Genomic DNA, 25,714 nt, shown 5'->3' with positions numbered 1-25,714 from the left:
GAGTAGTAAGGGCTGTTTCACACCGAAAGTCGGATTCAGTCCTTCAAGAGGACGGCGGCGGGTGCCGTCGCCGCCGCGCCGAGCAGGTCGCCGGCCCGTTCCCGCTCCAGCATCCGCCGCAGCGGCCCTTCGGCGACGGCGAGTTCGGCGTACGGGCCACGCTGTACGGTGCGGCCCTCGTCGAGCACGATCACCTCGTCGACCGTGTCCACTCCCCGCAGCCGATGGGTGATGAGCAGCGTCGTCCGCCCCTCGGTCGCCGCCAGCAGATCGGCGGTCAGCGCGTCGGCGGTCGCCAGATCAAGGTGTTCGGCGGGCTCGTCCAGGATCAGCACGGGGAAGTCCGCGAGGAGCGCGCGGGCCAGCGCGAGCCGCTGGCGCTGGCCGCCGGAGAGCCGCGCGCCGTGCTCGCCGACGAGGGTGTCGAGCCCGTCGGGCAGCGCGTCGACCCAGTCGAGCAGCCGGGCCCGGCGCAGCGCGTCACGCAGCGCGTCCTCGTCGGCGTCCGTACGGGCGAGCCGCAGGTTCTCGCGTACGGAGCTGTCGAAGAGGTGGGCGTCCTGGGCACAGAGCCCGATGAGGCGCCGTACGGTGTCGCCGTCGAGGGCTGCGAGGTCCGTACCGCTCTCCGTACCCCCGACGCGGCAGCTTCCCTCGCGGGCGTCCAGGAAGCGCAGCAGCACCTGGGCGAGCGTGGTCTTGCCCGAGCCCGAGGGACCGACGACGGCGACGCGCTTCCCTGCGGTCAGTGTCAGGTCGAAGCCCGCGAGCGCGTCCCGGCGCTGCCCCGGATAGCGGGCGGACAGCCCGCGCACCTCCAACGGGAACGGCGACACGGGCGCCGGCGCGGGCCGCTCCGGCTCCTGTACGGGGACGGGCGCGTCCAGCACCTCGCACACCCGCTCGGCGCTGCGGCGGGCCCGCTGCCGGTGGAGCACGGCGAGCGGCAGCCCGGTGACTGCCTCGAACGCGGCGAGCGGGGTCAGCACGATCACGGCCAGTTCGATGCCCGCGAGCCGTCCCTCGTGCACGGCCTGGACACCCAGGAACGCGGCGACGGCCACGGTCATGCCGCAGATCAGGGCGGTGAGCCCGGCACCCAGCGCCTGGGCGGCCGCGCTGCGCGAGGCGATCGACGTCAGCGTCGCGTCGGCCGCCCGCACCCGGCGCAGCCGGCCGCGCAGCGCGCCCGCGACGGTCAGTTCGGCGGTACCCCTGAACAGATCGACGACCCGCGTGGCCAGCAGCCCGCGCGCCGGCGCCAGGTGTCGCTCGGCGTGGCGGGCGCACACACCGCTCACCAGCGGTACGCCCACTCCGGCGGCGAGCAGACCGACGGCCAGTGCGGCGCCCGCCTCCGGGAGCAGCCAGGCGGTGAAGCCGACGGCGCCCAGGGAGACGAGCAGCGCGGTGCCGGCCGGGAGCAGCCACCGGAGCCAGTAGTCCTGGAGTTCGTCCACGTCCGCGACGAGCCGTGAGAGCAGATCCCCGCGCCGTGCCGTGCGCAGCCCGGCGGGCGCGACGCGCTCCAGCCTCCGGTACACGGAGACCCTGAGGTCCGCGAGCATCCTGAGCACCGCGTCGTGCGAGACGAGCCGCTCGGCGTACCGGAACACGGCCCGGCCGATGCCGAAGGCGCGGGTCGCGGTGACCGCGATCATCAGATAGAGCACCGGGGGCTGCTCGGAGGCCCGGGAGATCAGCCAGCCCGAGACGGCCATGAGGCCGACGGCCGAGCCGAGGGCGCAGCTTCCGAGGACCAGAGCGAGGAGGAAACGCCCGCGCAGCGTCCCGGCGGCCTCCCGCATCCGCGCGAGCGGGCTCCGGGGCGCCGGGACGGTGCCCCCGCCGGCCGTCCCGGCGCGGTCGCCCCGGTCGGTCCCCCCGTCGGGAGGGGCGATCAGGGTGGCCTGCTCCGCTTCCACGAGCACCACCGTTCCCGTACGTTCCGATGTCCCCGTACGCTCCCGCGCTCCCGTACGTTCCGCCGCTTCCGTGCGCGCTTCCGTCGTCCGCTCAGGAAGCGCGATCACCCGGTCAGCCACCGCGAGGAGCGCCGGCCGGTGGACGACCAGCAGGACCGTACGGCCTGCCGCAAGTCGCCGTACCGCCTCGACGACGCCCGCCTCCGTCTCGCCGTCGAGCGCCGCGGTGGGCTCGTCCAGGAGCAGCAGCGGCCGGTCCGCGAGGAAGGCGCGGGCCAGCGCGAGCCGCTGGCGCTGACCGGCCGAGAGCCCGGCGCCGTCCTCGCCGAGCAGGGTGTCCGTGCCGTGCGGGAGGGCCGTCACGAAGTCGTACGCGCCCGCCTCGCGCAGCGCGGCGCCCAGGGCTGTGTCGTCCGCGTCGGGGCGGGCCAGCCGTACGTTCTCGGCGATCGTCCCGGCGAAGAGGTACGGCTGCTGGGGGACCCAGGCGATGGTCTCGTGCCAGCGCTCGCGGTCGAGGGAGGCGAGGTCCCGGCCGTCGATCCGTACCCGGCCCTCGTCCGGTACGGCGAATCCGAGCACCGTGTGGAGCAGCGTGGTCTTCCCGACGCCGCTCGGGCCGACCAGGGCGACGGTCTCCCCCGGCTCGACCGTCAGGGTGACCGCGTCCAGCGAGGGCTCCGCACGGCCCTCGTGGCGGACCGTCACTGCCTCCAGTTCCAGCCGGGGCCGGCCAGGCACCTCTCCGGTGCCGCGCTCCGCGGGCTCCGTCTCCAGGACCGCGAAGACCTCCTCGGCGGCGGAGAGTCCCTCGGCCGCCGCGTGGTACTGCGCTCCGACCTGCCGGATCGGCAGATATGCCTCGGGCGCGAGGACGAGGACCACCAGCCCGGTGTAGAGATCGAGATCCCCGTGGACGAGCCGCATCCCGATACCGACGGCGACGAGCGCCACCGAAAGCGTCGAGAGCAGTTCCAGCGCGAACGACGACAGGAAGGCGATCCGCAGGGTGCGCAGGGTGGCCTGGCGGTACTCGGAGGTGATCGTACGGATCGCCTCGGCCTGAGCCTTGGCCCGGCCGAAGACCTTGAGGGTCGGCAGCCCGGCGACCACGTCCAGGAAGTGGCCGGACAGCCGGGACAGCAGCCGCCACTGCCGGTCCATCCGGGACTGTGTGGCCCAGCCGATGAGGATCATGAACATCGGGATGAGCGGCAGGGTCACCACGATCACCGCGGCCGAGATCCAGTCCTCGGTGACGATCCGCGCGAGCACCGCCACGGGCACCACCACCGCGAGCCCGAGCTGTGGCAGATAGCGGGCGAAGTAGTCGTCCAGCGCGTCGACCCCCCGCGTGGCCAGCGCGACCAGCGAACCGGTACGCCGGCCGCCGAGCCAGCCGGGCCCCAGCTCGGCCGCCCGCTCCAGCAGCCGCCCGCGCAGTTCGGACTTGACCGCCGCGCTCGCCCGGTGCGCGGCCAGTTCGGTCAGCCAGGAGACCAGGGCGCGTCCGACGGCGACCGCGGCGAGCAGCAGCAGGGGGTGACGCAGGTCGGAGCCGTCGTACCCACGCTGGAACGCACCGACCACCACTTCGGCGATCAGCATCGCCTGGGCGATCACCAGTGCCGCTCCCGTCACCCCGAGCACCACCACGGCCACCAGGAAGAGACGGGTGGCGCGGGCGTACCGGAGCAGACGCGGATCGATTGGTTTCACGTGAAACACCCATTCCTGCCGCTACGGCCTACGGTCTACGACCACTGCTGCTGTGCGCTGCCGAACCGCAACATCCGAATCCGCTCCATCCGGATCCGCTACGCGTCGGCGATGTGCTGAGTCCCGATCCGCTTGCGGAACACCCAGTACGTCCAGCCCTGGTAGAGCAGCACGACGGGGGTCGCGATCCCCGCGCACCAGGTCATGATCGTCAAGGTGTACGGGGTGGAGGAGGCGTTCGTCACCGTGAGGTTCCACGCCTCGTTCAGCGAGGATGGCATGACGTTCGGGAACAGCGTCAGGAAGAGCATCGCGACCACGGCGACGACGGTCACCCCGGAGAAGACGAAGGACCAGCCCTCGCGTCCTGCCGCGACGGCCACGATCGCGACCAGCAGCGCGGCCACAGCGACGATCGCCGCGACCAGGCTCGCCCCATCACCGTTGTCGGCCTGGGTCCAGGCCAGGAACCCGAGGGCCAGCACGGCGGTGACGGCTCCCAGGGCGAGCGCCGTCCTCCGGGCCCTGGTCCGGATGTCCCCCACCGTCTTGAGCGCGGCGAAGACCGCGCCGTGGAAGGTGAAGAGGGCCAGCGTCACCAGCGCGCCGAGCAGCGCGTACGGGTTCAGCAGATCCGCGAGGCTGCCCACGTACTCCATTTCCGCGTCGATCTTCACCCCGTGCACGATGTTGGCGAAGACGAAGCCCCACATGAGGGCGGGGATCAGGGAGGTCCAGAAGATGGTGTGTTCCCAGTTGCGCTGCCACTTCTCCTCGGGCCGCTTGGAGCGGTACTCGAAGGCGACCCCGCGCAGGATCAGACAGACGAGGATGAGCAGGAACGGCAGGTAGAAGCCGGAGAAGAGCGTGGCGTACCAGTCGGGGAACGCCGCGAAGGTGGCTCCGGCGGCGCTCAGCAGCCAGACCTCGTTACCGTCCCAGACGGGCCCGATGGTGTTGATGAGGACCCGGCGCTCCTTGCGGTCGCGGGCCAGCAGCTTGGTCAGGACCCCGATGCCGAAGTCGAAGCCTTCGAGGAAGAAGTAGCCGGTCCAGAGAACGGCGATCAGCACGAACCAGACGTCGTGAAGGTGCATAGCTCCTCAACTCCTCAGTACGAGAAGGCCATCGGCCGGTCGGCGTCCGCATGGTCGCCGCCGATCTTGGTGGGCGGGTTGAGGTCGTCCTCGGTGAGCTCCGGCGGGCCGGCCTTCACGTACTTCAGGAGCAGCTTGACCTCGACGACCGCGAGGACCGCGTACAGCAGGGTGAAGACGATCATCGAAGCGATCACCTCGCCCTGGGAGACGCCGGGGGAAACGGCGTCGGCCGTGCGCAGCACTCCGTACACCACCCAGGGCTGGCGGCCCGTCTCGGTGAAGATCCAGCCCCAGGAGCTGGCGATCAGCGGGAAGAGCAGCGTCCAGAGGGCGGTGATCCAGTACCACCGGGCGAACTTGGGGCTGAGCGCCTTGTTACGGAAGAGGACGAGGTGCGGGACTTCGTCCTCGCCGGTCCGTAGGGCGGGCGGCAGCAGGAACTTCTTGCGAGTGAGCCAGAGTCCGAGCAGGCCGATGCCGAACGAGGCCATGCCGAAGCCGATCATCCAGCGGAAGGACCAGTAGGCGACGGGGATGTTGGGCCGGTAGTCGCCGGGGCCGTACTTCTCCTGTTCGGCCTTGTTCACGTCGTTGATGCCGGGGACGTGCGAGGTGAAGTCGTTGTTGGCGAGGAAGGAGAGGAGTCCGGGGATCTCGATGGCGACGTCGTTGTGGCCCTTGTCGACGTCCCCGTAGGCGAAGACGGAGAAAGGTGCGGGCCCCTCGCCGTCCCACAGGGCCTCGGCGGCGGCCATCTTCATCGGCTGCTGCTTGAACATGACCTTGCCGAGGGTGTCGCCGCTGACGGCGGTGAGCAGGCCCGCGACGACGACGGTGATCAGGCCGAGGCGCAGCGAGGTGCGCATCACGGGGATGTGCTTCTTGCGCAGAAGGTGGAAGGCCGCGATGCCGACCATGAAGGCGCCGCCGACGAGGAAGGCGGCGGTCAGGGTGTGGAAGAACTGGGTGAGCGCGGTGTCCTGGGTGAGAACCCGCCAGAAGTCGGTGAGCTCGGCCCGTCCCGCTTCCTTGTTGATCCGGTAGCCGACCGGGTGCTGCATCCAGGAATTGGCCGCCAGGATGAAGTACGCGGAGAGGATCGTGCCGATCGAGACCATCCAGATACAGGCCAGATGGATCTTCTTCGGCAGCTTGTCCCAGCCGAAGATCCACAGTCCGATGAAGGTGGACTCGAAGAAGAAGGCGATCAGCGCCTCGAAGGCGAGGGGGGCGCCGAAGACATCACCGACGAAGCGCGAGTAGTCGGACCAGTTCATGCCGAACTGGAACTCCTGCACGATGCCGGTGACCACACCCATCGCGATGTTGATCAGAAAAAGCTTGCCCCAGAACTTGGTGGCCCTGAGGTACTTCGGGTTCTCCGTGCGGACCCACGCGGTCTGCAACCCGGCGGTCAGCGCGGCGAGCGAGATCGTCAGGGGGACGAAGAGGAAGTGGTAGACGGTCGTGATGCCGAACTGCCAGCGCGCCAGGGTCTCCGGCGCCAGAGCGAGATCCACGTCTTCTCTCCTTACATCAAGCCTGTCCCTGCGACTGGGACGTAACGCCCGGTTTGACCGGGGCGTAACATCTGGAACCGGACTAGCTTGTGAACGCGTTCACATTCACAAGCATTATGTCGCACAAGACTTCCGGATCTTCGCGGGGGGGGTGCCTCATCGGAGCCATCCCCGGAACAGGGCCACGAAGCACGGCCCCGGCACCGGGTCGGGACATGCGTCAGGGGTGACCACACGGGGCCACCCCTGAAACGGACGTACGAATTGAACGAGAAAGCCCTGCGACTCCCTACAGCTCCTTGCGGAACGCCGCCGCGGCCTGGAGGAAGAGGTCATTGGCCTCGTGCTCGCCGATCGTGACCCGTACTCCCTCGCCCGCGAAGGGCCGTACGACCACACCCGCCGCCTCGCACGCCGCCGCGAAGTCCAGCGTGCGCTCCCCGAGCCGCAGCCAGACGAAGTTGGCCTGCGACACGGGCACGGTCCACCCCTGGTCGGCCAGGCCCCCGTACACCCGCTCGCGCTCGGCGACCAGCGAGCCGACGCGCCCCAGCAGCTCGTCCTCGGCGCGCAGCGAGGCGACCGCCGCCTCCTGTGCGATCTGGCTCACACCGAAGGGGACCGCCGTCTTGCGCAGCGCGGCGGCGACCGGCTCGTGCGCGACGGCGAACCCGATCCGCAGCCCGGCCAGCCCGTACGCCTTCGAGAAGGTGCGCAGCACGGCCACGTTCGGGCGGTCCCGATACAGCTCGACACCGTCCGGTACGGCCGCGTCCCGGATGAACTCGCGATACGCCTCGTCGAGCACCACCAGGACATCGCCCGGCACCCGGTCGAGGAATCGTTCCAGCTCGGCCCGGCGCACCACCGTGCCGGTCGGGTTGTTCGGGTTGCAGACGAAGATCAGCCGGGTCCGGTCGGTGATCGCCTCGGCCATCGCGTCCAGATCGTGCACCTCGCCCGCCGTCAGCGGCACCTGGACGGCTGTCGCCCCTGAGATCTGTGTGATGATCGGGTATGCCTCGAAGGAGCGCCAGGCGTAGATGACCTCGTCCCCAGGGCCCGCGGTGGCCTGAAGAAGCTGCTGGGCGACGCCCACGGAACCGGTCCCGGTCGCCAGGTGCGAGACGGGCACGCCGAACCGGTCGGCCAGCTCGTTCATCAGCCCGGTGCAGGCCATGTCGGGGTAGCGGTTGAAGACCCCGGCCGCCGAGATCGCCTGCTCCATCACCCCGGGCAGCGGGGGGTAGGGGTTCTCGTTGGAGGACAGCTTGTACGCGACGGGCCCGCCCGACGCGGCCGGCCTGCCCGGCTTGTACGTCGGAATGCCGTCCAGCTCGGCACGCAGCTTGGGGCTCGTCTCGCTCACCGCGGGTCCTCCTCGGCCGTTCGTCGGTCGGTCGCCCGGTCCGGCACCGTCCATGCCGTCCCCGCGCCGTCAATCCCGCTCACCCTACGAGGACGGACGGTCGGCGCGTACTCCGGGCGTCGCGAAAAAATAGGGGGGAGCACTTCCGTTCCTGGCGTGCGCCGGTGGCTCGCGCCGTGGCGCGCATCCCTCGTAGAGGTGAGTTGAGACCTCTTCGAAACATGGACCTCTCAACAGGTCCAGACCGCTCCTTGCACAGGAGACCATGGCAGAAACGATTAACTCCCTCTCCTTCCAAGGAGTTTGACCCCGATCCAGCTTGCAGAAACGTGCCTGCTGCCGGGTGCATATGCGACCGGCCACACCGCCCGCCCGAGCCCTACTATCGGCTCGCCATGACAGCAGCAGGGAAACACCAGGTGAGCCGGACGGACACAACCCGCCGGGGAAGCCGGCAGAGTCGGGCGGGCATCCGGGACGTCGCCGCCGCAGCCGGTGTCTCCATCACGACTGTCTCGGACGCGCTCAACGGCAAGGGCCGGTTACCCGACGCCACCCGAAGCCATGTCCGAGAAGTAGCGGAGCGCCTCGGCTACCGGCCGTCCGCCGCCGCCCGAACCCTCCGTACCGGCAAGTCAGGGCTCATCGGCCTGACCGTGACCACGTACGGGGATGAACCTTTCACCTTCACCGAGTTCGCCTACTTCGCCGAGATGGCCAGGGCCGCCACCTCCGCCGCGCTCGCCCGCGGCTACGCCCTCGTCATCCTCCCCGCCACCTCCCGCCACGACGTCTGGGCGAACGTCGCCCTCGACGGCACCGTGGTCATCGACCCCTCCGACCAGGATCCCGTCGTCGCCGAACTCGTCCGCCAGGGCCTTCCCGTCGTCTCCGACGGCCGGCCCGCGGGCACCCTCCCCGTCACCGCCTGGGTCGACAACGACCACGAGGCGGCCGTCCTCGACCTGCTCGACCATCTCGCCGACGCCGGGGCCCGCCGTATCGGGCTGCTCACCGGCACCACCACGGACACGTACACCCGGCTCTCCACCACGGCGTACCTGCGCTGGTGCGAGCGCGTCGGCCAGGATCCGGTCTACGAGTCCTACCCCGCCCACGACCCGTGCGCCGGGGCCGTCGCCGCCGACCGGCTGCTGGCCCGCCCGGACCGCCCCGACGCCGTCTACGGCCTCTTCGACCCCAACGGCACCGATCTGCTCGCCGCCGCCCGTCGGTACGGGCTGCGGGTCCCGGAGGACCTGCTGATCGTCTGCTGCAGCGAGTCCACGGTGTACGCCTCCACCGAACCTCCCGTCACCACGCTCTCGCTGAAGCCGCGCCGTATCGGCACCGCCGTCATCCAGCTCCTCATCGACGCCATCGAGGGGATCGAGACGGATGGGCCGGTCGAGCAGGTGATACCGACCGAGCTGATCATCCGGACCTCCTCGCAGCGCCGCCCGCCGCGCACCACGGTCAGCGCGCCCCGCTCCCCGGCGGGCGACTGAACGGCGCCGTACGCGACGCGGATCCGGGGCCGTACACGACGGCGGGTTCCGTACGGGACGCTCCACCGGTTCCGTACGGGGCGCTCCACCAGTTCCCCGTACGGGGCCCGGTTCCGCACAGAACCGGCCGGTCGGCCGGAACGCCTCCGTACCAGCGCCGTGCGGAACCGGTACGGAGGCGGTACGAAAGCGGGACGCGCCCGCCGACGGCCCCGAGTTCGCGGCCGTCCGACGCCACGTGACCCGCGGATCCCCGCGACCGGCCGAACGGCCGGACCTTCCGCATTTCGGGCGATCAGCGAGAAAACAGCCGCCGAACCGGCGGTACGATCGGATTCACCACCCCTGGTGCGTCACAGAGGCCCGAGGTCATTCCTATGATGGGCGCACGACACCACGGACCTTCCCTTTTCCACCGACGGGCTCGACCCGTCCGGCGGCGCGGCGGGGCCGAGAGGTGTACGGCGGCACGATGGTGGTGGAGGGGTCGATGACACAGGGGGCCGGTCAGGGACCCGCGGTGCGGACGGCGACGTTGCGCGACTTCCGCGTACCGCCGTACGCGCAGGTTCCCGTGCAGTCCGGAGAGCCGGGACAGCCCGCACCGGCCGGCCCCGCGCCGGGCAGCCCCTCGGGGCCCCCCGGTGGCGCACCGGAGCAGCCCGGCACCGTCCGGGACCGGCCGAGCGCCGTACGGGACCAGTCGGGCACCGTCCCCGCGCAGGGGACCGCAAGCCCTGACGCCTTCGCCGCGACCGCGGCGCAGACCGCGGAACACCCGCCCGGTGCCCCCGGGCGCCCCGCGGCCGACGCCTCTGTGCACCCCGGCGACGCGGTACCCGCCGACGACATGCCGGAGGGGTACACCCCCACCGAGCGCGACCTCCCGGTGATCACCAGGGTCAACCGGGGCGACACCGCGCAGGTCGGCGTCGCCCCCGCCGAGGACACCGAATCCGACGGGCCGGGCCCGCTCTACGTCGTCGGTGACGTGCACGGCTACCTCGACGAACTCGTCGCCGCACTCGCCGAACAGGGCCTCATCGACACCGAGGGCCGGTGGGCGGCCGACAACGCCCGCCTCTGGTTCCTCGGCGACTTCACCGACCGGGGCCCCGACGGCATCGGCGTCATCGACCTCGTCATGCGGCTCTCCGCGGAGGCCGCGGCGGCCGGCGGTTACTGCAAGGCCCTGATGGGCAATCACGAACTGCTCCTCATCGGCGCCAGGCGCTTCGGCGACACGCCCGTCAACTCCGGTGCGGGCACCGCCACCTTCCAGGCCGCCTGGATCCTCAACGGCGGCCAGCGCACCGACATGGAGCGCCTCCAGGACGTCCACCTCCAGTGGATGTCCCGGCTCGACGCGGTCGTCGAGGAGGACGGGCATCTGCTGATGCACTCCGACACCACGGCCTATCTCGACTACGGCTCCTCCATCGACGACGTCAACGACACCGTCCACCAGATCCTCACGCGCAATGACGCCGACGAATGCTGGGACCTCTTCCGCAAACTCACCAAACGCTTCGCGTTCCGTGACGAAGGCGGCCCCGAGGCGGTCCAGGAACTCCTCTCCCAGTACGGCGGAGGACGTGTCGTCCACGGACACAGCCCGATTCCCTATCTGCTCGGCGAAGTCGGCACAGAAGACGCGTCGGACGACGAAGACGACACCGGACCGGTGGTGGAAGGGCCACACGTATATGCCGACGGTCTGGCGATCGCCATGGACGGCGGAGTGACGATGGCAGGAAAACTGCTGGTCGTACAGCTTCCATTGGCCAACTCTTCAATGTAGGACAGGTGTTTTCCGGAAACCCCCTGTCACGCCACGCCAAAACCGCTCTACCATCGGCTTATCCGTAGCAGGCTCTCCTCCGTTTCCGCCGACTGCGGCTCGTTCCACACGGGCGCTACGGCCCCACGGAGTATCGGGGGATGCACATGAAAAGCGCTCCGCACCTGCTGAGCGAGGATCGCGCGGATTTCGAGCGGATCCTTGGCGATGTGCTGCGCAATGCGCACGAACGTCCGGACCTCGCCACGGTCGGGCAGCGGCTCAACGCTGAGCAGTTGCGCACCATGGCGCTGAACGCGACGGAACGGATCACCACGCCGGCGGCGGCCGAGTACGAGCACTACGCCAAGATCCGCGGGGAGTTCCGCTCGCCGAGCACCGCCGCGTCGGTACGCGACTCGGTGCTCGACCCGGCGGAGGACGACACGACGGACTCCGGCGCCGGGATCACGGCGGTCATCACGGTCCTGGTCCCGGTCCTCGGCGGCACCGCGGCGGTGATCTTCCTGCTGGTGGGCTTCCTCCTCAAGGCGCTCGACCCGGCACCCGCTTTCGCGGACAGCATGCTCGCCGTGGGCTGGTTCTTCGCGGCCGTCACCGCGCTGGGGATCGTGGCCGCCGCGGTAGGTCTGGTGGTCACCGCGCTGCGCAACAGCTCGACGCAGCTCCCCGCCGACGAGACGGCCGGCCGAGAGCTGCCCGACGAGGTCGCCCGCGCGCGCGAGGCCTGGCGCCACGCCCTGCTGGAGCGCGGCATCCTGCCCTTCCTGCGGGCGGCCCTGGCCGACCCGAGCGCGGACCCGGCGGCGCCGAGCCCGCCCCGTTCGGTCAAGCAGCTCCCCAAGATCGGCTACAGCAGGCCGGACTTCAGCAGCCCCCACGAAGGCTCCACCGCCGGGCAGCGGCCGAACTTCAGCAGCCCGGACTTCAGCGGCCCCGACTTCACCAGCCCCGACTTCGGCGGCCCGGAGCACCGGCCGGAATGACCCGGCCGGGCGCCCCGGGCCTGCCGGCGCCCGCCGTCGGGCCGCCCCCGGGACCGTGGGGGCCTCGGGTGGGTCCGTAACAGGCGAGCGGCCCCGGCGCCGTAACGGTCAGTCGACCAGCGGCAGATAGACCCGGTTGCCGGCCGCGGCGAACTCCTTGGACTTCTCCGCCATGCCCGCCTCGATCTCGTCGGCCGGCACCCCGTCCGAGCCATCCGCAACGGCCTCGCCCGCACCGTCCGAGCCAGCGCCGGCCTCGCCCGCGCCGCCCGTCATCTCGCCGCCGTGCCTGCGCCGGATGTCCTGCGAGATCTTCATCGAGCAGAATTTGGGGCCGCACATCGAGCAGAAGTGCGCCGTCTTCGCGGGTTCCGCCGGCAGCGTCTCGTCGTGGAACTCCCGTGCCGTGTCCGGATCGAGCGCCAGATTGAACTGGTCCTCCCACCGGAACTCGAACCGGGCGTCCGACAGCGCGTCGTCCCACTCCTGCGCCCCCGGGTGCCCCTTGGCGAGATCCGCCGCATGAGCCGCGATCTTGTACGTGATCACGCCCGTCTTCACGTCGTCGCGGTCCGGGAGGCCGAGGTGTTCCTTGGGGGTGACGTAGCAGAGCATCGCCGTACCCCACCACGCGATCATCGCCGCGCCGATCCCGGAGGTGATGTGGTCGTACGCCGGGGCCACATCGGTGGTCAGCGGGCCGAGCGTGTAGAACGGCGCCTCCTCGCAGATCTCCTGCTGGAGGTCGATGTTCTCCTTGATCTTGTGCATCGGGACATGGCCCGGGCCCTCGATCATCGTCTGTACGTGGTGGCTCTTGGCGATCGTGTTCAGCTCGCCCAGCGTGCGCAACTCGGCGAACTGCGCCTCGTCGTTGGCGTCCGCGATGGAGCCCGGCCGCAGGCCGTCGCCGAGGGAGTACGTCACGTCGTACGCGGCGAGGATCTCGCACAGCTCGTCGAAGTTCTCGTACAGGAACGACTCCTTGTGGTGCGCGAGGCACCAGGCGGCCATGATCGAGCCGCCGCGCGAGACGATGCCGGTCTTGCGACGGGCGGTGAGCGGTACATAGCGCAGCAGGACACCGGCGTGGACCGTCATGTAGTCGACGCCCTGCTCGGCCTGTTCGATCACCGTGTCCTTGTAGATCTCCCAGGTCAGCTCCTCGGCCTTGCCGTCGACCTTTTCGAGCGCCTGGTAGAGCGGCACGGTGCCGATGGGCACGGGGGAGTTGCGCAGCACCCACTCGCGGGTGGTGTGGATGTTGCGGCCGGTGGAGAGATCCATGACGGTGTCCGCGCCCCAGCGGGTCGCCCATGTCATCTTCTCCACCTCCTCCTCGATGGAGGAGGTGACCGCGGAGTTGCCGATGTTGGCGTTGACCTTCACCAGGAACCGCTTGCCGATGATCATCGGCTCGATCTCCGGGTGATTGACATTGGCCGGCAGCACGGCGCGGCCGGCGGCGATCTCCTCGCGGACGACCTCGGGGGAGACGTTCTCGCGGATCGCGACGTACTCCATCTCCGGGGAGATCTCCCCCCGGCGGGCGTACGCGAGCTGGGTGACCGCCCGGCCCTCGCGGCCCCGGCGCGGCTGGCGTGGCCGCCCCGGGAAGACCGCGTCGAGACCCCGCAGATCGGCCGCCCCGCTCCGGAGCAGCCCCCCGCGCGGGGAGGTGTGCTTGAGCCCGTCGTCCTCGGGGCGTGGCGGACGACCCGCGTACTCCTCGGTGTCGCCGCGGCCGATGATCCAGTTCTCCCGCAGCGGCGCGAGGCCGCGGCGCACGTCGGTGTCGACGGTGGGGTCGGTGTACGGCCCCGAGGTGTCGTACAGCGTGACGTCCTCGCCGTTGGTGAGGTGGACCTGGCGGACCGGCACCCGGAGATCGGGGCGGGAGCCCTCGATGTATCCCTTGTGCCAGCCGATGGACCGCCCGTCCGCGGTCCCGCCCGAAGGGGCCGGGTCCGCGCTGGTGTCCTCCGAGCCGGAGGCAGGCGTGTGTGCGTCCTGAATGGTCATGAGACCTACTCCCTACGCCGGCATTACCCGGTAACAGGTTCAGCGGTCGGCGCAGCGCAGGTGTCCGGGGAATCGTCCCCGGGACTACACGTCAGCGCCCTCTCAGCCCGGTGCTCCGAGCTCCCGCGTGTGCAAAGGTGGCTCCACGCTAGCGTCATATCGGGCACGCTGAACAGAGGGCCCCCCGCTTCCTCCGGCTTCTTGGGATGATCGGTCGGTGACCCCACCCACACAGACTCACGAGCCGCACGGCCACTCGCACAGTCATGGCCCCGCCATGCCGGTCTCCCGGCACCTCCGCAAGGTGATCGCGGCGGTGCTGATTCCGTTCGCGGCCGCTGTGGTGGTCGGGCTTGCCGTGCTCTGGCCGGGCGGTGCGCCCGCGCACGAGCGGACCGGTGTGGGCTTCGACCGGCAGACCTTCGAGGGCCAGGTCGTCCAGATCGAGCGGGTCGCCTGCAAGGACGTGAACGCCTCCCAGGTGCCGTCGACAGGTGACACCTCGACGCCCCAGGGCCGCGAGGCGGTGCGGGAGGAGACCGGCGAGTGCAAGAAGGCGACGGTTGAGCTGAAGAACGGCAAGGAGAAGGGTCACACTTTCGTCGAGATCGTCCAGCCGGACGCGCCGCGGCAGTTTCACGTGAAACAGGGCGTTGTGGTCGCCTATGCGCCGGACGCGCCCCGGGATCTTCAGTACTCGGTGTCCGATGTGGACCGCCAGTTCCCGTTGACGCTGCTGGCCGGGATTTTCGCGCTCGCGGTGATCGTGGTGGGACGGATGCGGGGGGTCATGGCGCTGGTCGCGCTCGTCGTCTCGTTCGCGATCCTGACGCTGTTCATCCTGCCGGCGATCCTCCAGGGCTCGAATCCGCTGGTGGTAGCGGTGGTGGGGGCGAGCGCGATCATGCTGGTCGCGCTGTATCTGTGCCACGGCCTGACGGCCCGTACCTCGGTGGCGGTGCTCGGCACCCTGATCTCGCTGCTGCTGATCGGCTTGCTGGGGTCGCTCTTCATCGGCTGGGCGAGCCTGACCGGGAACACCGATGACAACACGGGGCTGATCCATGGCCTCTACCCGGAGATCGACATGAGCGGCCTCCTGCTGGCCGGGGTGATCATCGGCTCGCTCGGTGTGCTCGACGATGTGACGGTGACGCAGACCTCGGCGGTGTGGGAGCTGCGCCAGGCGGATCCGACGATGGGCCCGCGGGCGCTGTACCGGGCGGGCATCCGGATCGGCCGGGACCACATCGCGTCCGTGGTCAATACGCTCGTGCTGGCGTACGCGGGTGCCGCGCTGCCGCTTCTGCTGCTCTTCTCGATCGCGCAGTCGAGCGTGGGGTCGGTCGCCAACAGTGAGCTGGTGGCGGAGGAGATCGTACGGACGCTGGTCGGGTCGATCGGTCTGGTCGCGTCGGTGCCGGTGACGACGGCACTGGCGGCGCTGGTGGTCTCCGCAGACCGGTCCGCGCCGGAGAATCCCGCGGCCCCGACCTCGCCGCCCGCCCCGCCCGGACCGGGGGCGGGGCCCGGGACGGGGCCGGGCTGGGAGCCTCAGGAGTCCCCTGGGCTGCTGGTGACGACCCCGCCGGTGCGCGGACCGGGCGGCCGGGGCCGCCGCCGCAAGAAGTAGCCCGCGCGGGACGGGGAGGATCCGGGACCGCCCGGCACACCAGAATCACCCGGACGGCCCCCTCGACGGGCCGTCAGCCGGCGTTCTCCTCGGCGAGGATGCGGCCCAGCTCCTCCTCAAGACTGCCTTCGAAGTCACTGAGCGTGCACTCCTGGCCGAGCGGAACCAACCGGTCCGTACGGTCCAGGAAGGCCACCAGCGGCGCGGCGCTGACGCGGAAGAGCGCATGGTCGTCGCCGACCTGGAGCCGCATATGGACGTCCGAGAGGTCCTCGGGCGTCGTCGGGGAGATGTGCACATCACCGTCCCCGCTGGGTGTGTTGATGCCGTCGAGCAGCAGTTCGCGACCGAAAGTCCAGGTCACAGGCGCATCGCCGGGCAAATGGAATGTCATCCGTACCGCGTAGGGATCCGCCACCTTGTAGTGGAGTTCGACCGGGATACGGAACGACAGCTCCTCGGAGACGAGGAAGCTCATCAGGACCTCGGCCTGGACCGACTCGCGCATCGTTGTACTCCGGAGTAGATGGAACAGTGGCTGGTAATGATCCCCGTTGACCCTCTTGACGCAATCGTCCTGTAAGCGCTAGCAGATCACAAGGAGTAATTTTTCAGATACTGATAGAGAGGATTTGCGAGGTCAGTAGCGATCCAATCTCTCTGCGTAACCGTTCGACCGTCGGAAGCAGTCGTTTCTGTTGACAGAGCGGTATAGAAATGGCCACGGCGGCCGCCGTGGAGCCGACCGTGATCGGTACGGCGGCGCAGACCGTGCCGAGCCGGTACTCCTGGCGGGAGAGGACCGGTTCCATCCGCCCCAGCGCGTCGAGGCGCTCCAGCAGGGTGCTCCGGTCCGGCACCGAGTGCGGCGTGAGCGGACGGACGGGATAGCGGTCCAGATGATCGCGGCGGGACGCCTCGTCGAGCTGGCTCAGCAGGCACTGGCCGATCGCGTGGGCATGGGCCGTCGCGCGGAAGTCGGCCCTCATGTCGACCGCCGGGCACCCGGGGCTCTCGGCAACGGAGACCAGGTCCAGCTCGCCCTCGTGATAGACCGCGAAGTACACGGGGACGCCCAGCGCGTCGCGCAGTCGAGCGAGGATGTCGGTGAGGCCGGCGCGGCGGCCGCGGACGGCTCCGACGTGCACCAGCCGCTGGGCGGCGTCCCCGAGAACGAAGACGCCCCTCTCCCGGCGGAGATAGCCCTCGTAGGTGAGGGTGCGCAGCAGGTGGTAGGCCGTGGGGAGAGGGAGCCCCGTCTCGCGTGCGAGCTGCTTGGCGGTGGCTCCGTCGGGATGCGACCCCACCGACTCCAGCAACCGCAGCGCCCGCCGCACCGATCCGATCAGCGTGGGAGCCGCGGCGGATGTAGCTGTGACCAAAGATCACCCCCAGGCGTGCGGACGGGCCCAAGCCCGCCGGGTGCGGCAGAGGTGAGTCACTCTAGAGGCAGGTCACAGCGAGGGTTGGTTTCCTCTTCACCTTTCCCTCTGGCGGGCTAACAGCCCTATGGACTGACAGCCCTACCAGTCACCCCGCGAGGACGACGAGGACGCCGTGAACTTCCGGACGACGTAGATCAGTCCGCCGACCAGCGCGACGAATATCAGCACCTTGAACAGCACACCGATCACGAAGGCGAGCACGCTGATGATCAGTCCGCCGAAGACCACGATGGCGATCGCGGGAACCGCGATCCACTTCACCCACCACGGCAACCCCGTGAAAATCTCCTGAACCGCCATCGTCCTTACCTCGCTTCACCGAGTTCCTGATGTGACCGCTGTACGCCTTCGATGCTAGAGCCGCGCCGACCTCCGTGGTGGCCCCGCAGCCCCCGCTCTCCCCTGATCCGACCCTGAGACGCGCCTGAGGGTCAGCCCTCGGGCGGCGAGAACACGACCATCACCCGCAGATCCTCCGTGATGTGGTGGAACTTGTGCGCGGCCCCGGCCGGTACGTAGACCACACTGCCGCGACCGACCTGCGTCGTCTCCGTCCCGACCGTGATCGACGCCCGGCCGCTCACGACGAAGTACACCTCGTCCTGCCGGTGCGGCTGCTGCGGGTCGCTCGCGCCGGCGTCCAGCGCGTAAAGCCCCACAGACATGGCGCGTTCCCGTACAAACTGCAGATACGCGCCGTCGTTGGCGGCACGCTCCGCCTCCAGCTCATCCAGTCGAAATGCCTTCATGCCACGATCAGACCATGAAGAATTTCCTAGTCAAGACGATCGCCAACGCAGCCGCCCTGGCGGTGGCGATCTGGCTGATCCAGAACATCACCTTGACCGGCGAGAACACCGGCAAGAAGGCGCTCACGCTGGTCCTGGTGGCGCTGCTCTTCGGGCTGGTCAACTTCCTCGTCAAGCCGTTGCTGAAGCTGCTGACCCTGCCGTTGTTCATCCTCACCCTCGGGCTGTTCACCCTGGTGGTCAACGCCCTGATGCTGCTGCTGACCTCCTGGCTCGCGGACAAACTGAGCCTGAGCTTCCACGTCGAGGGCTTCTGGACGGCCGTGCTCGGCGGTCTGGTCATCTCCGTGGTGTCATGGGCACTGAACGTCGCGCTCCCCGACGACAACGACTGAGGCCGGCGATGAACCACTCCCCGGACATCGGTGACGGCACCCGCGCCGTACGGGCCGGGCTGCCCGAACCGGTGAAGCACGAACCGACCCTCCCCGGGCCGGTCTTCGCCGCCCACTTCCACCTGCCGGGCGACCCGACCGGACCGTACACCTACGGCCGTGACGAGAACCCGACCTGGACCCGCCTCGAACAGGCCATCAGCGAGCTGGAAGCACCTGGCAGGACCGTCGAGACCGTCGCCTTCGCCTCCGGGATGGCCGCGATCTCCGCGGTGGCCTTCTCCCAGCTCCGGGCAGGCGACGCGGTGGTCCTGCCCGACGACGGCTACCAGGCACTCCCCCTGCTGCGCGAACGGCTGGAGGCGTACGGCGTGGAGGTGCGGACCGCGCCCACCGGCGGGGACGCCCAGCTCCGCGTCCTGGCCGGGGCGCGCCTCCTGTGGATCGAGACGCCGTCCAACCCCGGACTCGACGTCTGCGACATCCGCCGACTCGTGCGCGAGGCGCACGCCGGCGGCACCCTTGTCGCCGTCGACAACACCCTCGCCACCCCGCTCGGCCAGCGCCCGATCGAACTCGGCGCGGACTTCTCGGTGGCCAGCGACACCAAGGGCATGACCGGCCACGGCGACCTGCTCCTCGGCCATGTGACCAGCAGCGACCCGGAACTCGCGGCCGGGGTACGGCGCTGGCGCAAGGTCGTCGGAGCGATCCCGGGGCCGATGGAGGCATGGCTCGCGCACCGCTCGCTGGCCACCCTCCACCTCCGTATCGAGCGCCAGTGCGCCAACGCGCTGGTCCTCGCCCGCGCGCTCGCGGAACGCGACGACGTGAGCGGGTTGCGCCACCCCGGGCTGCCCGACGACCCCTCGCACGCCGTCGCCGCACGCCAGATGCGCCGCTTCGGCTCCGTGGTCTCCTTCGTCCTGCCCGACCGTGACAAGGCGGAACGTTTCCTCAGCGAGCTGCGATTCGTGGAGGACGCGACGAGCTTCGGCAGCGTACGGTCCACCGCCGAGCGGCGCGGACGCTGGGGCGGCGACGCCGTACCGGAAGGCTTCATCCGCTTCTCCGTAGGCGCCGAGGACCCCGAGGACCTGCTCACGGACGTCCTGCACGCCCTCGACACGGTGCGCTGACCACCCACCGGCGGCGGCCCTCAACGGCCGGCACACCGACCGGCGCCGTATACGGAAGGGACGGTCCGAGCCTCCCCCCTCGTGGCTCGGACCGTCCTAGGTTCCACGCGCGGAGAACCATTCAACCAAGGCTAGTTGACTCTGCGTCAGTGTCCAATCACAGTAGCGACAGCGGCCTATCGACTTATTTATAGTTGGCATCACGGGGTGCCGCGGGGCGAGACCCCGTCCGGACAGGGCGCGGGCGCGGTTCAAGACGGGAGAGCGGGACATGGACCTGGCTCTGCTGCGCACGTTCGTCACCGTGCACCGCGCCGGATCCTTCACCCGCGCCGCAGCCCTCCTCGGCCTCTCCCAGCCCGCCGTGACCGGCCAGATCAGAACCCTGGAACGGCAGCTCGGACGCCCCCTCTTCCTCCGCCAGGCCCGCGGCGTCACCCCCACCACCATCGGCGACGAACTCGCGCACCGCGCCGCACCCCACCTCGACGCGCTGGTGGAGATCGCCGAGACCGGACTCGACGAGGAATCCGGCGTACGCACCCTCCATCTCGCCGGACCCCCCGAATTCACCTCCCTGCGCGCCCTGCCCGCGCTCACCCCGCTCACCGCCCAAGGCCTCGCACTACGCACCTCGTTCTTCGGAAACTCCGAGGAAACCTTGGAGGGACTGGCCGCCGGACATCATGATCTGGCCATCACCACCGCCCAGCCACGCGGCGGACTGCTCACCGCGACTCCGCTCTGCGACGAGGAACATGTCCTGATCGCGGCCCCCCGCTGGGCGTCCCGCCTCGGCCACGAGGTGCTGCGCGAAGGGGTCGTGGTGCTCGAACAGCTCCCGGTGGTCGAGGTGCACGAATCCCTGCCGTTCGTCTCCCGCTACTGGGCCACCGTGTTCGAGACCCGGCCCGCGGCGGCGGGCACCGTGATCGCCCCCGACCTGCGGGCCGTCCTGGAGTGCGCGGCGGCGGGCGCCGGACTCGCCGTCCTGCCCCGCTACCTCTGCGAGGCGGCCCTGGAGCGCGGCGAGGTCATCGCCCTGCTCGACCCTCCCGTACCCCCGCTGCGCACCTACTTCCTGGCCGTACGCACCGGCACGCTCGCCCTCCCGCCGGTCGCACGGGCACACGAGTGGCTGCTGCGGGCCGCCGTGGAGTGGTGACCGGAGAAGACCGACCGGGGACAGACGCGACCGGGAGCCGATGGGCCGCCAGGAGTTTCAGAAGGGGCAGGACGGGCGAACCTCTTCCCATGACCGAACGGCCCGTGGTCAAGCGCACCGCCCGCGCCATCCTGCTGGACGGCGACGACCTGATCCTGATCAAACGGACCAAGCCAGGCGTGGACCCGTACTGGCTCACACCCGGTGGCGGGGTCGAGAGAACGGACGCCACCGTCGTCGACGCCCTCCACCGCGAAGTGGACGAGGAACTCGGCGCCAAGATCATCGACGTGGTGCCGTGCTTCGTCGACACCGTGGAGCACATCGCCGACGGCGGCGTCACCGGCGTGAAGGTGCAGCACTTCTTCGTCTGCCGACTCGACTCGATGGACACCTCCCTGCGCCACGGCCCCGAGATCGACGAACCGTCCGGGGAGTACGAGATCGTCCGGGTGCCGTTCAGCCGGGTCGGCATCGCCGCCGTCCATCTCGTACCCCTGTCCCTGCGCCACTACCTGGACGGCAACATCGAGGGCGTACGCGCGATGCACGCCCCCGACCTGGGATGACGCCGGGGTGCCGGCCAACACTCCCCGGCCGGCACCCCGGCAGACGCCACACGGCGGCCGCGACCGCCGACGCTACGTGGCGGCCGCGACCAGCGCGTCCAGGGAGTCGTGGCGGATCCGCTCCGAGGGGATCCCAGAGCCCCGCAGCGCGTCCAGGCTGCTGCGGATCATCCCGGGCGGCCCCGACAGATACGCGTCGAACTCATGCCACGGACCGTGGTCGCGCACTGCCTCGGGGAGCTGCCCCGCCAGCCCCGCCGTAGGGCCTTCCGCGACCACCGGACGCACCGACAGCCACGGATGGGCGCTCTCCAGCTCCAGCATCGTCTCCATGTCGTACAGATCGTGGTCGCTGCGCGCGCCGTAGAACACCTCCACCGGACGCCGGTGACCGTGCTCGGCGACATCCTCGATGAGCGCCTTGATCGGCGCGATACCGGTGCCCCCGCCCAGACAGAGCAGACCGTTGTCCGTGCTGTGGTCGACGGTCATCGAACCGGCCGGGGGCCCCAGGCGCAGGACATCACCGGGGCGGGCGTGGTGGACCAGCGCGTTGGACACCCAGCCGGCCGGCACCGCCTTGACGTGGAACGACAGCAGACCGTCCGGCCGAGGCGCCGACGCGAAGGAGTAATGCCGCCAGACCCGCGGCCACCACGGCGTCTCCAGACTCGTGTACTGACCCGCGAGGAAGGGGTACGGCTGGTCGGGACGGACCGTGACCACCGCGATGTCCGAGGTCCGCGACTCGTGCGAGACCACCTCGGCCTGCCACCACGCCGGAGCGTGCTGCTCGTTCTCGGCCGCCGCGTCGATCATGATCTGGGAGATGGTCGTGTACGTCCGTACCCAGGCACCCTCGGTGTCCTCGTCCCAACTGGCCGAGGCATAACGCGCCAGCGCACCCATGAGCGCCTCACCGACAGCGGGGTAGTGCACGGACTGGGTGCCGTACTTGCGGTGCCCCCGACCGAGCTGCCGCAGATAGTCCGTGAGAACGGCCGGCGAGTCCATGTGCTCGGCGGCCGTCAGCAGCGCCTTGAGCAGCCGGTCGCGCTGCGCGTCCATCGCCACGGGAAACAGCCCGCGCAGCTCGGGATGGCGCACGAAGAGCAGCGAGTAGAAGTACGAGGTGAGCTGTTTCGACACCGGGCCGATCTCGGCCAGCGTGCGGCGGACGAGGATCGCGTCCGGCGAGGCGTTCGGATCGGGCGCGGCGGGAGCGGGCGGCACGACGGACGGCTGCCCCGCCGGGGCCGCCTGGGCGACGACCGGCGCCTCGGGCGGCAGCGCCGCCGACACCGGCGCCTGCGGCGGCAGTGCGCCCCCCGAGCGCTGCTCACCACCGGGCCACTCGGCGGCCTGCTCAGCGACGGCAGGCGACCCACCGGCGCCCTCCGCGCCCGGAGCCCGCTCGTACTCCGGCTGAACGGGGTGGTGCCGTACGGCGTCCACCGAGTCCGGCGGTACGGGACCGGGGCGCGCGGCGGCCGACCGTACGGCTGCCTCCGCGGCGACTGCGGAATCGGGCCCGACGGGCCCGCTGCCCGCCGTCTCCGGCCCCTCGGACACCTGCGGATGCGCCGCGGGCCCCTCTGCTGCGCGCGCCCCCTTGGCGCGCGGCCGGAACGCGTCGGGAACACCGTCGTCCACGGGCGACGGCGCTACAGGAACAGGGTGCTCCGCACCCGGCCCCTGCCCCGGGGCCGTGGGGCCCTCACGGCGCGGCGGTGCGGAGCGGGTCCCACCGGGTCCCACCGGGCGTATCGAGGCAAAGGTGCGGCCCTGGACCGGTATTCGGTCCCGGCCCGCTTCCCCGGCATCACCCGAAGCCTCCGGGTCCGGCCGGCCCTCACCGCTCGGTGCCCGGCGCGGGGCGAACCAGCCGCCGCCCGCGGGCTCTCCGGGGCCACCGCCGTCCCCGGAAGTGCCGTTATCAGCCGACGTGGTGGTCGGAGCGTCCATGATGTGCCTCGCCTCGAACATCTTTCGGTCGGGCTGCGCACTTCCGCTGATCCGGAATACGCAAGCGATTCCCCGTTCTGACTCGAACTGCCACAGCCCGCCTCAACCCCCGCCACAACCCCCACGGGGACACGAGGCGCAGGAATGCGACATAGCGCGCAACGCCCGTCGTCGCAGCATGGCAGGCCATGCCACCGCGGCGGACAAAGAGCGCGAAGACCGGGCATCCGTACTGGATTTACCGTTAGGGTGCATCGCTCCCGCACTCAATCGCCCGGATCCCTGCCGCGTTTCCACGGCGCCTCCGGGTCAGAGTATTACTGCTGGAGGCGCACCAGTTCATAGACCTCACGCAGATCGCCTCCCGAGTACGTGTGCGTGGCGAGCCCCGCCAGGTGATGATCGGCATTCACGGCCACCGCACAGGGCACCACCGCGAAGATCTCCGCATCGGACATCGAATCACCATAGGCAACACAGCGGTCCAGCCCCACCCCGAACTCCGCACACAGCCGGTTCGCGATCTTCACCTTCGCAGCCGGATTGAGAATGCCGGCCCGGTCCACCGGCTCAGCGAAAGGCGGAGCCGGCCACCGCGAACCATGAGCGGCGTGCACACCCCACTCCAGCAGCCGCGAAACAAAGAAATCAGGCGAGAGGGAGATAACAGCACAGTAATCACCTCTCTTCCGGATCTCCGCCCAGACCTCACGGATTCCCGACAGCCACGGAGCACTCTCGAAAGCCGCCGTCACCTGCTCCACCGTCAGCTCGGCCCACAACTCCCTTGCCCGCACCGCGAACTCGTCCGGCGCCAGCCCCCGCGAGATGTACCTCCGCTCCAGCTCCGCGATCTCACGGTCCAGCCCCAACTGCCGGGAGATCTCCACCGCGGCGGCCGAACCACGGATGAGCGTGCCGTCGAGGTCGAAGAGATGAAGCCTGTGTCCGCTCACCGTGCTCGCCATACTCGCCATGTTCACCGAGGTTAGTACGCCCCGTCACTCCCGGGGCAGACGCCCACCGGCCGCCCGGCGGCACCATGTTTCACGTGAAACAACTCCAGCGGCCCACACGTCGGCCCTCCTCGTCCTCCACACCACCGGCTCCGCGAGTTGGCTGAGACTCGCCCACGCCACGCTCGCCCTCGGCCCCCTGAAATCCGGCACGCCACCACCAGACCCGGATCAAGCCCCGGCCGGCCCTCGCCTCGCCTCGCCTCGCCTAAAGCGCTGGACGGACGAGCACCGAGTCGGACAGCCTGCCTCTCATGCCGACACCGCTCTCCGCACTGCCCATCCGACGCCTGACCATGAGAGACCTCACCGACTGCGCGGACCTCGCCGAAGACCGTGACTGGGCACGCGAAGAACACCGATGGAGCCTGCTCCTGTCGGCCGGCACCGGACACGGCATCGACGACCCGGACGGCAAAGGCCTGGCCGCCACCTGCGTCGTCACCTCCTACGGCAGAGCTCCCCACGGCGGAGAACTCTCCGCCGTCGGCATGCTCCTCATCGCCGGACGACACGCCCGCCAGGGCCTCGGACGACGCCTGATGACCCACGTCCTGCACGAGGCAGGCACCACCCCGCTCGTCCTCCACGCCACACCCCAGGGCAGGCCGCTTTACGAACGGCTCGGCTTCACCGGCACCGGCACCACCGAGACCGTCCTCGGCGCCCTACGGCTCCCGGACCCCACCGCGTCTCCCGTGGCCACGAGGCCCGCGACCGCGGCCGACCTGCCCGCCATCGTCCGCCTCGACAACGAAGTCTTCGGTGCGGACCGCACCCACATCCTCACTCGTCTCCCCGCCTTCGCCGACCGCCTCAGAGTCGCCGAGGAAGCCTCCACGATCACCGGCTACGCCGCCGCCTGGCCCACCCCTGCGACCGACGTCATCGGTCCCCTCGTCGCCCGCGACACCGACACCGCGAAAGCCCTGGTCACCGCCCTCGCTCCCGGACCGGACCGACCGCTGCGCACCTCCGTCGACGTACGCCATGAAGAGTTGCTGAGCTGGCTCAAGGAGCACGGTCTGGAACCGTCCGCCCTCACCACACTCATGACCTACGGCATCCCCGAACTGCCAGGTGACCGGACCCGGCAGTTCGCACCACTGAGCCTGGCCACGGACTGACCCGCTGCCCCTCCGGCCCCGTGCGCCCGCAGCGCCCCCGCGGCGTACTCTGCCGATCATGAGCGACCTGGAGATACGGCCCGCGGTCCCCGACGACATCCCCGCCATCGTGGCCCTGCTGGCGGACGACGCGCTCGGCGCACAGCGCGAGTCCCCCGACGATCTCGCCCCCTACACCGCGGCCTTCGAGCGTCTGGCCACCGATCCGAACCAGCACCTCGTCGTGGCCGTACGCGACCACCGGGTGGTCGGAACGCTCCAGCTCACCATCGTCCCCGGGCTCTCCCGCCGGGGCGCCACCCGCTCCCTCATCGAAGGCGTACGGGTCCACTCCGACGAACGCGGCAGCGGCCTCGGCACCCGGTTCATCGAATGGGCGATCGACGCATCACGCCGCCAGGGCTGCCAACTGGTCCAACTGACCTCCGACGCCACCCGCACCGACGCCCACCGCTTCTACGAGCGGCTCGGCTTCACCGCCTCCCACGTCGGATTCAAACTGAGTATCTGAAGAACCGCATCCTTATCCGATCCGGCTCGTTGCCCCCGGCAAGGGGGCAG

General features: G+C 70.1%; 21 protein-coding genes and 1 riboswitch. Of the genes, 10 read left to right on the top strand and 11 right to left on the bottom strand.

Annotated elements, in window-relative coordinates; translation table 11 throughout:
- Positions 1-35: 35 nt before the first annotated feature.
- The 4 genes from cydD to hisC all read right to left on the bottom strand — a co-directional run bounded on the left by cydD (position 36) and on the right by hisC (position 7,633).
- Complete coding sequence (gene cydD / locus ACFXPL_RS06545; protein ID WP_384913463.1) at positions 36-3,644, bottom strand: thiol reductant ABC exporter subunit CydD; 3,609 nt, start codon at positions 3,642-3,644, stop codon at positions 36-38.
- Between the two features lie 98 nt (positions 3,645-3,742).
- Positions 3,743-4,741: a cytochrome d ubiquinol oxidase subunit II gene (gene cydB / locus ACFXPL_RS06540; protein ID WP_384913460.1), complete on the bottom strand. Its 999-nt coding sequence runs from the start codon at positions 4,739-4,741 to the stop codon at positions 3,743-3,745.
- A 14-nt stretch (positions 4,742-4,755) separates the two neighbouring features.
- Complete coding sequence (locus tag ACFXPL_RS06535; protein ID WP_384913457.1) at positions 4,756-6,264, bottom strand: cytochrome ubiquinol oxidase subunit I; 1,509 nt, start codon at positions 6,262-6,264, stop codon at positions 4,756-4,758.
- Between the two features lie 289 nt (positions 6,265-6,553).
- On the bottom strand, positions 6,554-7,633 hold the full coding sequence (hisC, locus tag ACFXPL_RS06530) for a histidinol-phosphate transaminase (RefSeq protein ID WP_384913454.1): 1,080 nt from the start codon (positions 7,631-7,633) through the stop codon (positions 6,554-6,556).
- Positions 7,634-8,028: 395 nt separating this feature from the next.
- Between hisC and ACFXPL_RS06525 the strand changes: the two genes are divergently transcribed.
- The 3 genes from ACFXPL_RS06525 to ACFXPL_RS06515 all read left to right on the top strand — a co-directional run bounded on the left by ACFXPL_RS06525 (position 8,029) and on the right by ACFXPL_RS06515 (position 11,928).
- Positions 8,029-9,141 (top strand): LacI family DNA-binding transcriptional regulator, encoded by a 1,113-nt coding sequence (locus ACFXPL_RS06525; protein ID WP_384913451.1) that lies wholly within the window; start codon positions 8,029-8,031, stop codon positions 9,139-9,141.
- 490 nt (positions 9,142-9,631) lie between these two features.
- Positions 9,632-10,942, top strand: coding sequence for a metallophosphoesterase (locus ACFXPL_RS06520; RefSeq protein WP_384913448.1), 1,311 nt, complete (start codon positions 9,632-9,634; stop codon positions 10,940-10,942).
- Between the two features lie 140 nt (positions 10,943-11,082).
- Entirely contained in the window at positions 11,083-11,928 is an 846-nt protein-coding gene (locus ACFXPL_RS06515; RefSeq protein WP_384913445.1) for a hypothetical protein, read from the top strand.
- Positions 11,929-12,036: 108 nt separating this feature from the next.
- Here the strand turns inward: ACFXPL_RS06515 and thiC are convergent, their stop codons facing one another.
- Positions 12,037-13,950: a phosphomethylpyrimidine synthase ThiC gene (thiC, locus tag ACFXPL_RS06510; RefSeq protein ID WP_384913442.1), complete on the bottom strand. Its 1,914-nt coding sequence runs from the start codon at positions 13,948-13,950 to the stop codon at positions 12,037-12,039.
- Positions 13,943-14,087: riboswitch (TPP riboswitch) on the bottom strand. Its footprint overlaps the gene before it by 8 nt.
- Positions 14,088-14,227: 140 nt before the next feature.
- Here thiC and ACFXPL_RS06505 point away from each other — a divergent pair.
- Positions 14,228-15,583, top strand: a complete 1,356-nt coding sequence (locus ACFXPL_RS06505; RefSeq protein WP_384913770.1) for a YibE/F family protein — start codon at positions 14,228-14,230, stop codon at positions 15,581-15,583.
- A 73-nt stretch (positions 15,584-15,656) separates the two neighbouring features.
- Here the strand turns inward: ACFXPL_RS06505 and ACFXPL_RS06500 are convergent, their stop codons facing one another.
- The 4 genes from ACFXPL_RS06500 to ACFXPL_RS06485 form a co-directional block, all read right to left on the bottom strand.
- Positions 15,657-16,091 carry an SsgA family sporulation/cell division regulator gene (locus ACFXPL_RS06500; protein ID WP_384913439.1) on the bottom strand — a complete coding sequence of 145 codons (435 nt, stop codon included), beginning with the start codon at positions 16,089-16,091 and terminating at the stop codon, positions 15,657-15,659.
- A 103-nt stretch (positions 16,092-16,194) separates the two neighbouring features.
- Positions 16,195-16,965: an IclR family transcriptional regulator gene (locus tag ACFXPL_RS06495; RefSeq protein ID WP_384913436.1), complete on the bottom strand. Its 771-nt coding sequence runs from the start codon at positions 16,963-16,965 to the stop codon at positions 16,195-16,197.
- Positions 16,966-17,106: 141 nt separating this feature from the next.
- Entirely contained in the window at positions 17,107-17,328 is a 222-nt protein-coding gene (locus ACFXPL_RS06490; protein WP_384913433.1) for a DUF5326 family protein, read from the bottom strand.
- A gap of 131 nt (positions 17,329-17,459) precedes the next feature.
- Positions 17,460-17,777, bottom strand: a complete 318-nt coding sequence (locus ACFXPL_RS06485; protein WP_384913430.1) for a cupin domain-containing protein — start codon at positions 17,775-17,777, stop codon at positions 17,460-17,462.
- Positions 17,778-17,791: 14 nt separating this feature from the next.
- Between ACFXPL_RS06485 and ACFXPL_RS06480 the strand changes: the two genes are divergently transcribed.
- From ACFXPL_RS06480 to ACFXPL_RS06465, 4 genes are all read left to right on the top strand, one after another.
- Positions 17,792-18,172 carry a phage holin family protein gene (locus ACFXPL_RS06480; protein ID WP_384913427.1) on the top strand — a complete coding sequence of 127 codons (381 nt, stop codon included), beginning with the start codon at positions 17,792-17,794 and terminating at the stop codon, positions 18,170-18,172.
- Between the two features lie 8 nt (positions 18,173-18,180).
- The gene (locus tag ACFXPL_RS06475; protein ID WP_384913424.1) at positions 18,181-19,311 is read left to right on the top strand and encodes a cystathionine gamma-lyase; all 1,131 of its coding nucleotides are present in this window, start codon (positions 18,181-18,183) and stop codon (positions 19,309-19,311) included.
- Positions 19,312-19,582: 271 nt separating this feature from the next.
- Positions 19,583-20,476, top strand: a complete 894-nt coding sequence (locus ACFXPL_RS06470; RefSeq protein WP_384913421.1) for a LysR family transcriptional regulator — start codon at positions 19,583-19,585, stop codon at positions 20,474-20,476.
- Between the two features lie 89 nt (positions 20,477-20,565).
- Complete coding sequence (locus ACFXPL_RS06465) at positions 20,566-21,045, top strand: NUDIX domain-containing protein (RefSeq protein WP_384913418.1); 480 nt, start codon at positions 20,566-20,568, stop codon at positions 21,043-21,045.
- Positions 21,046-21,117: 72 nt separating this feature from the next.
- On the opposite strand, the gene ACFXPL_RS06460 is transcribed toward ACFXPL_RS06465, so the two are convergent.
- Positions 21,118-23,010 (bottom strand): globin domain-containing protein, encoded by a 1,893-nt coding sequence (locus ACFXPL_RS06460; RefSeq protein WP_384913415.1) that lies wholly within the window; start codon positions 23,008-23,010, stop codon positions 21,118-21,120.
- Between the two features lie 317 nt (positions 23,011-23,327).
- Positions 23,328-23,978, bottom strand: coding sequence for an HAD family hydrolase (locus ACFXPL_RS06455; protein WP_384913412.1), 651 nt, complete (start codon positions 23,976-23,978; stop codon positions 23,328-23,330).
- 302 nt (positions 23,979-24,280) lie between these two features.
- Between ACFXPL_RS06455 and ACFXPL_RS06450 the strand changes: the two genes are divergently transcribed.
- Both ACFXPL_RS06450 and ACFXPL_RS06445 read left to right on the top strand, forming a co-directional pair.
- Positions 24,281-25,153 carry a GNAT family N-acetyltransferase gene (locus tag ACFXPL_RS06450; RefSeq protein WP_384913409.1) on the top strand — a complete coding sequence of 291 codons (873 nt, stop codon included), beginning with the start codon at positions 24,281-24,283 and terminating at the stop codon, positions 25,151-25,153.
- Positions 25,154-25,211: 58 nt separating this feature from the next.
- Positions 25,212-25,664, top strand: coding sequence for a GNAT family N-acetyltransferase (locus tag ACFXPL_RS06445; protein ID WP_384913406.1), 453 nt, complete (start codon positions 25,212-25,214; stop codon positions 25,662-25,664).
- The last annotated feature ends 50 nt before the right edge of the window (positions 25,665-25,714 follow it).

It is taken from the genome of Streptomyces sp. NPDC059092, assembly GCF_042756365.1.
Taxonomy (GTDB): Bacteria; Actinomycetota; Actinomycetes; order Streptomycetales; family Streptomycetaceae; genus Streptomyces.
Note: the sequence above shows the minus strand (reverse complement) of the source record. Positions and strands in the feature narration are given on the sequence as shown.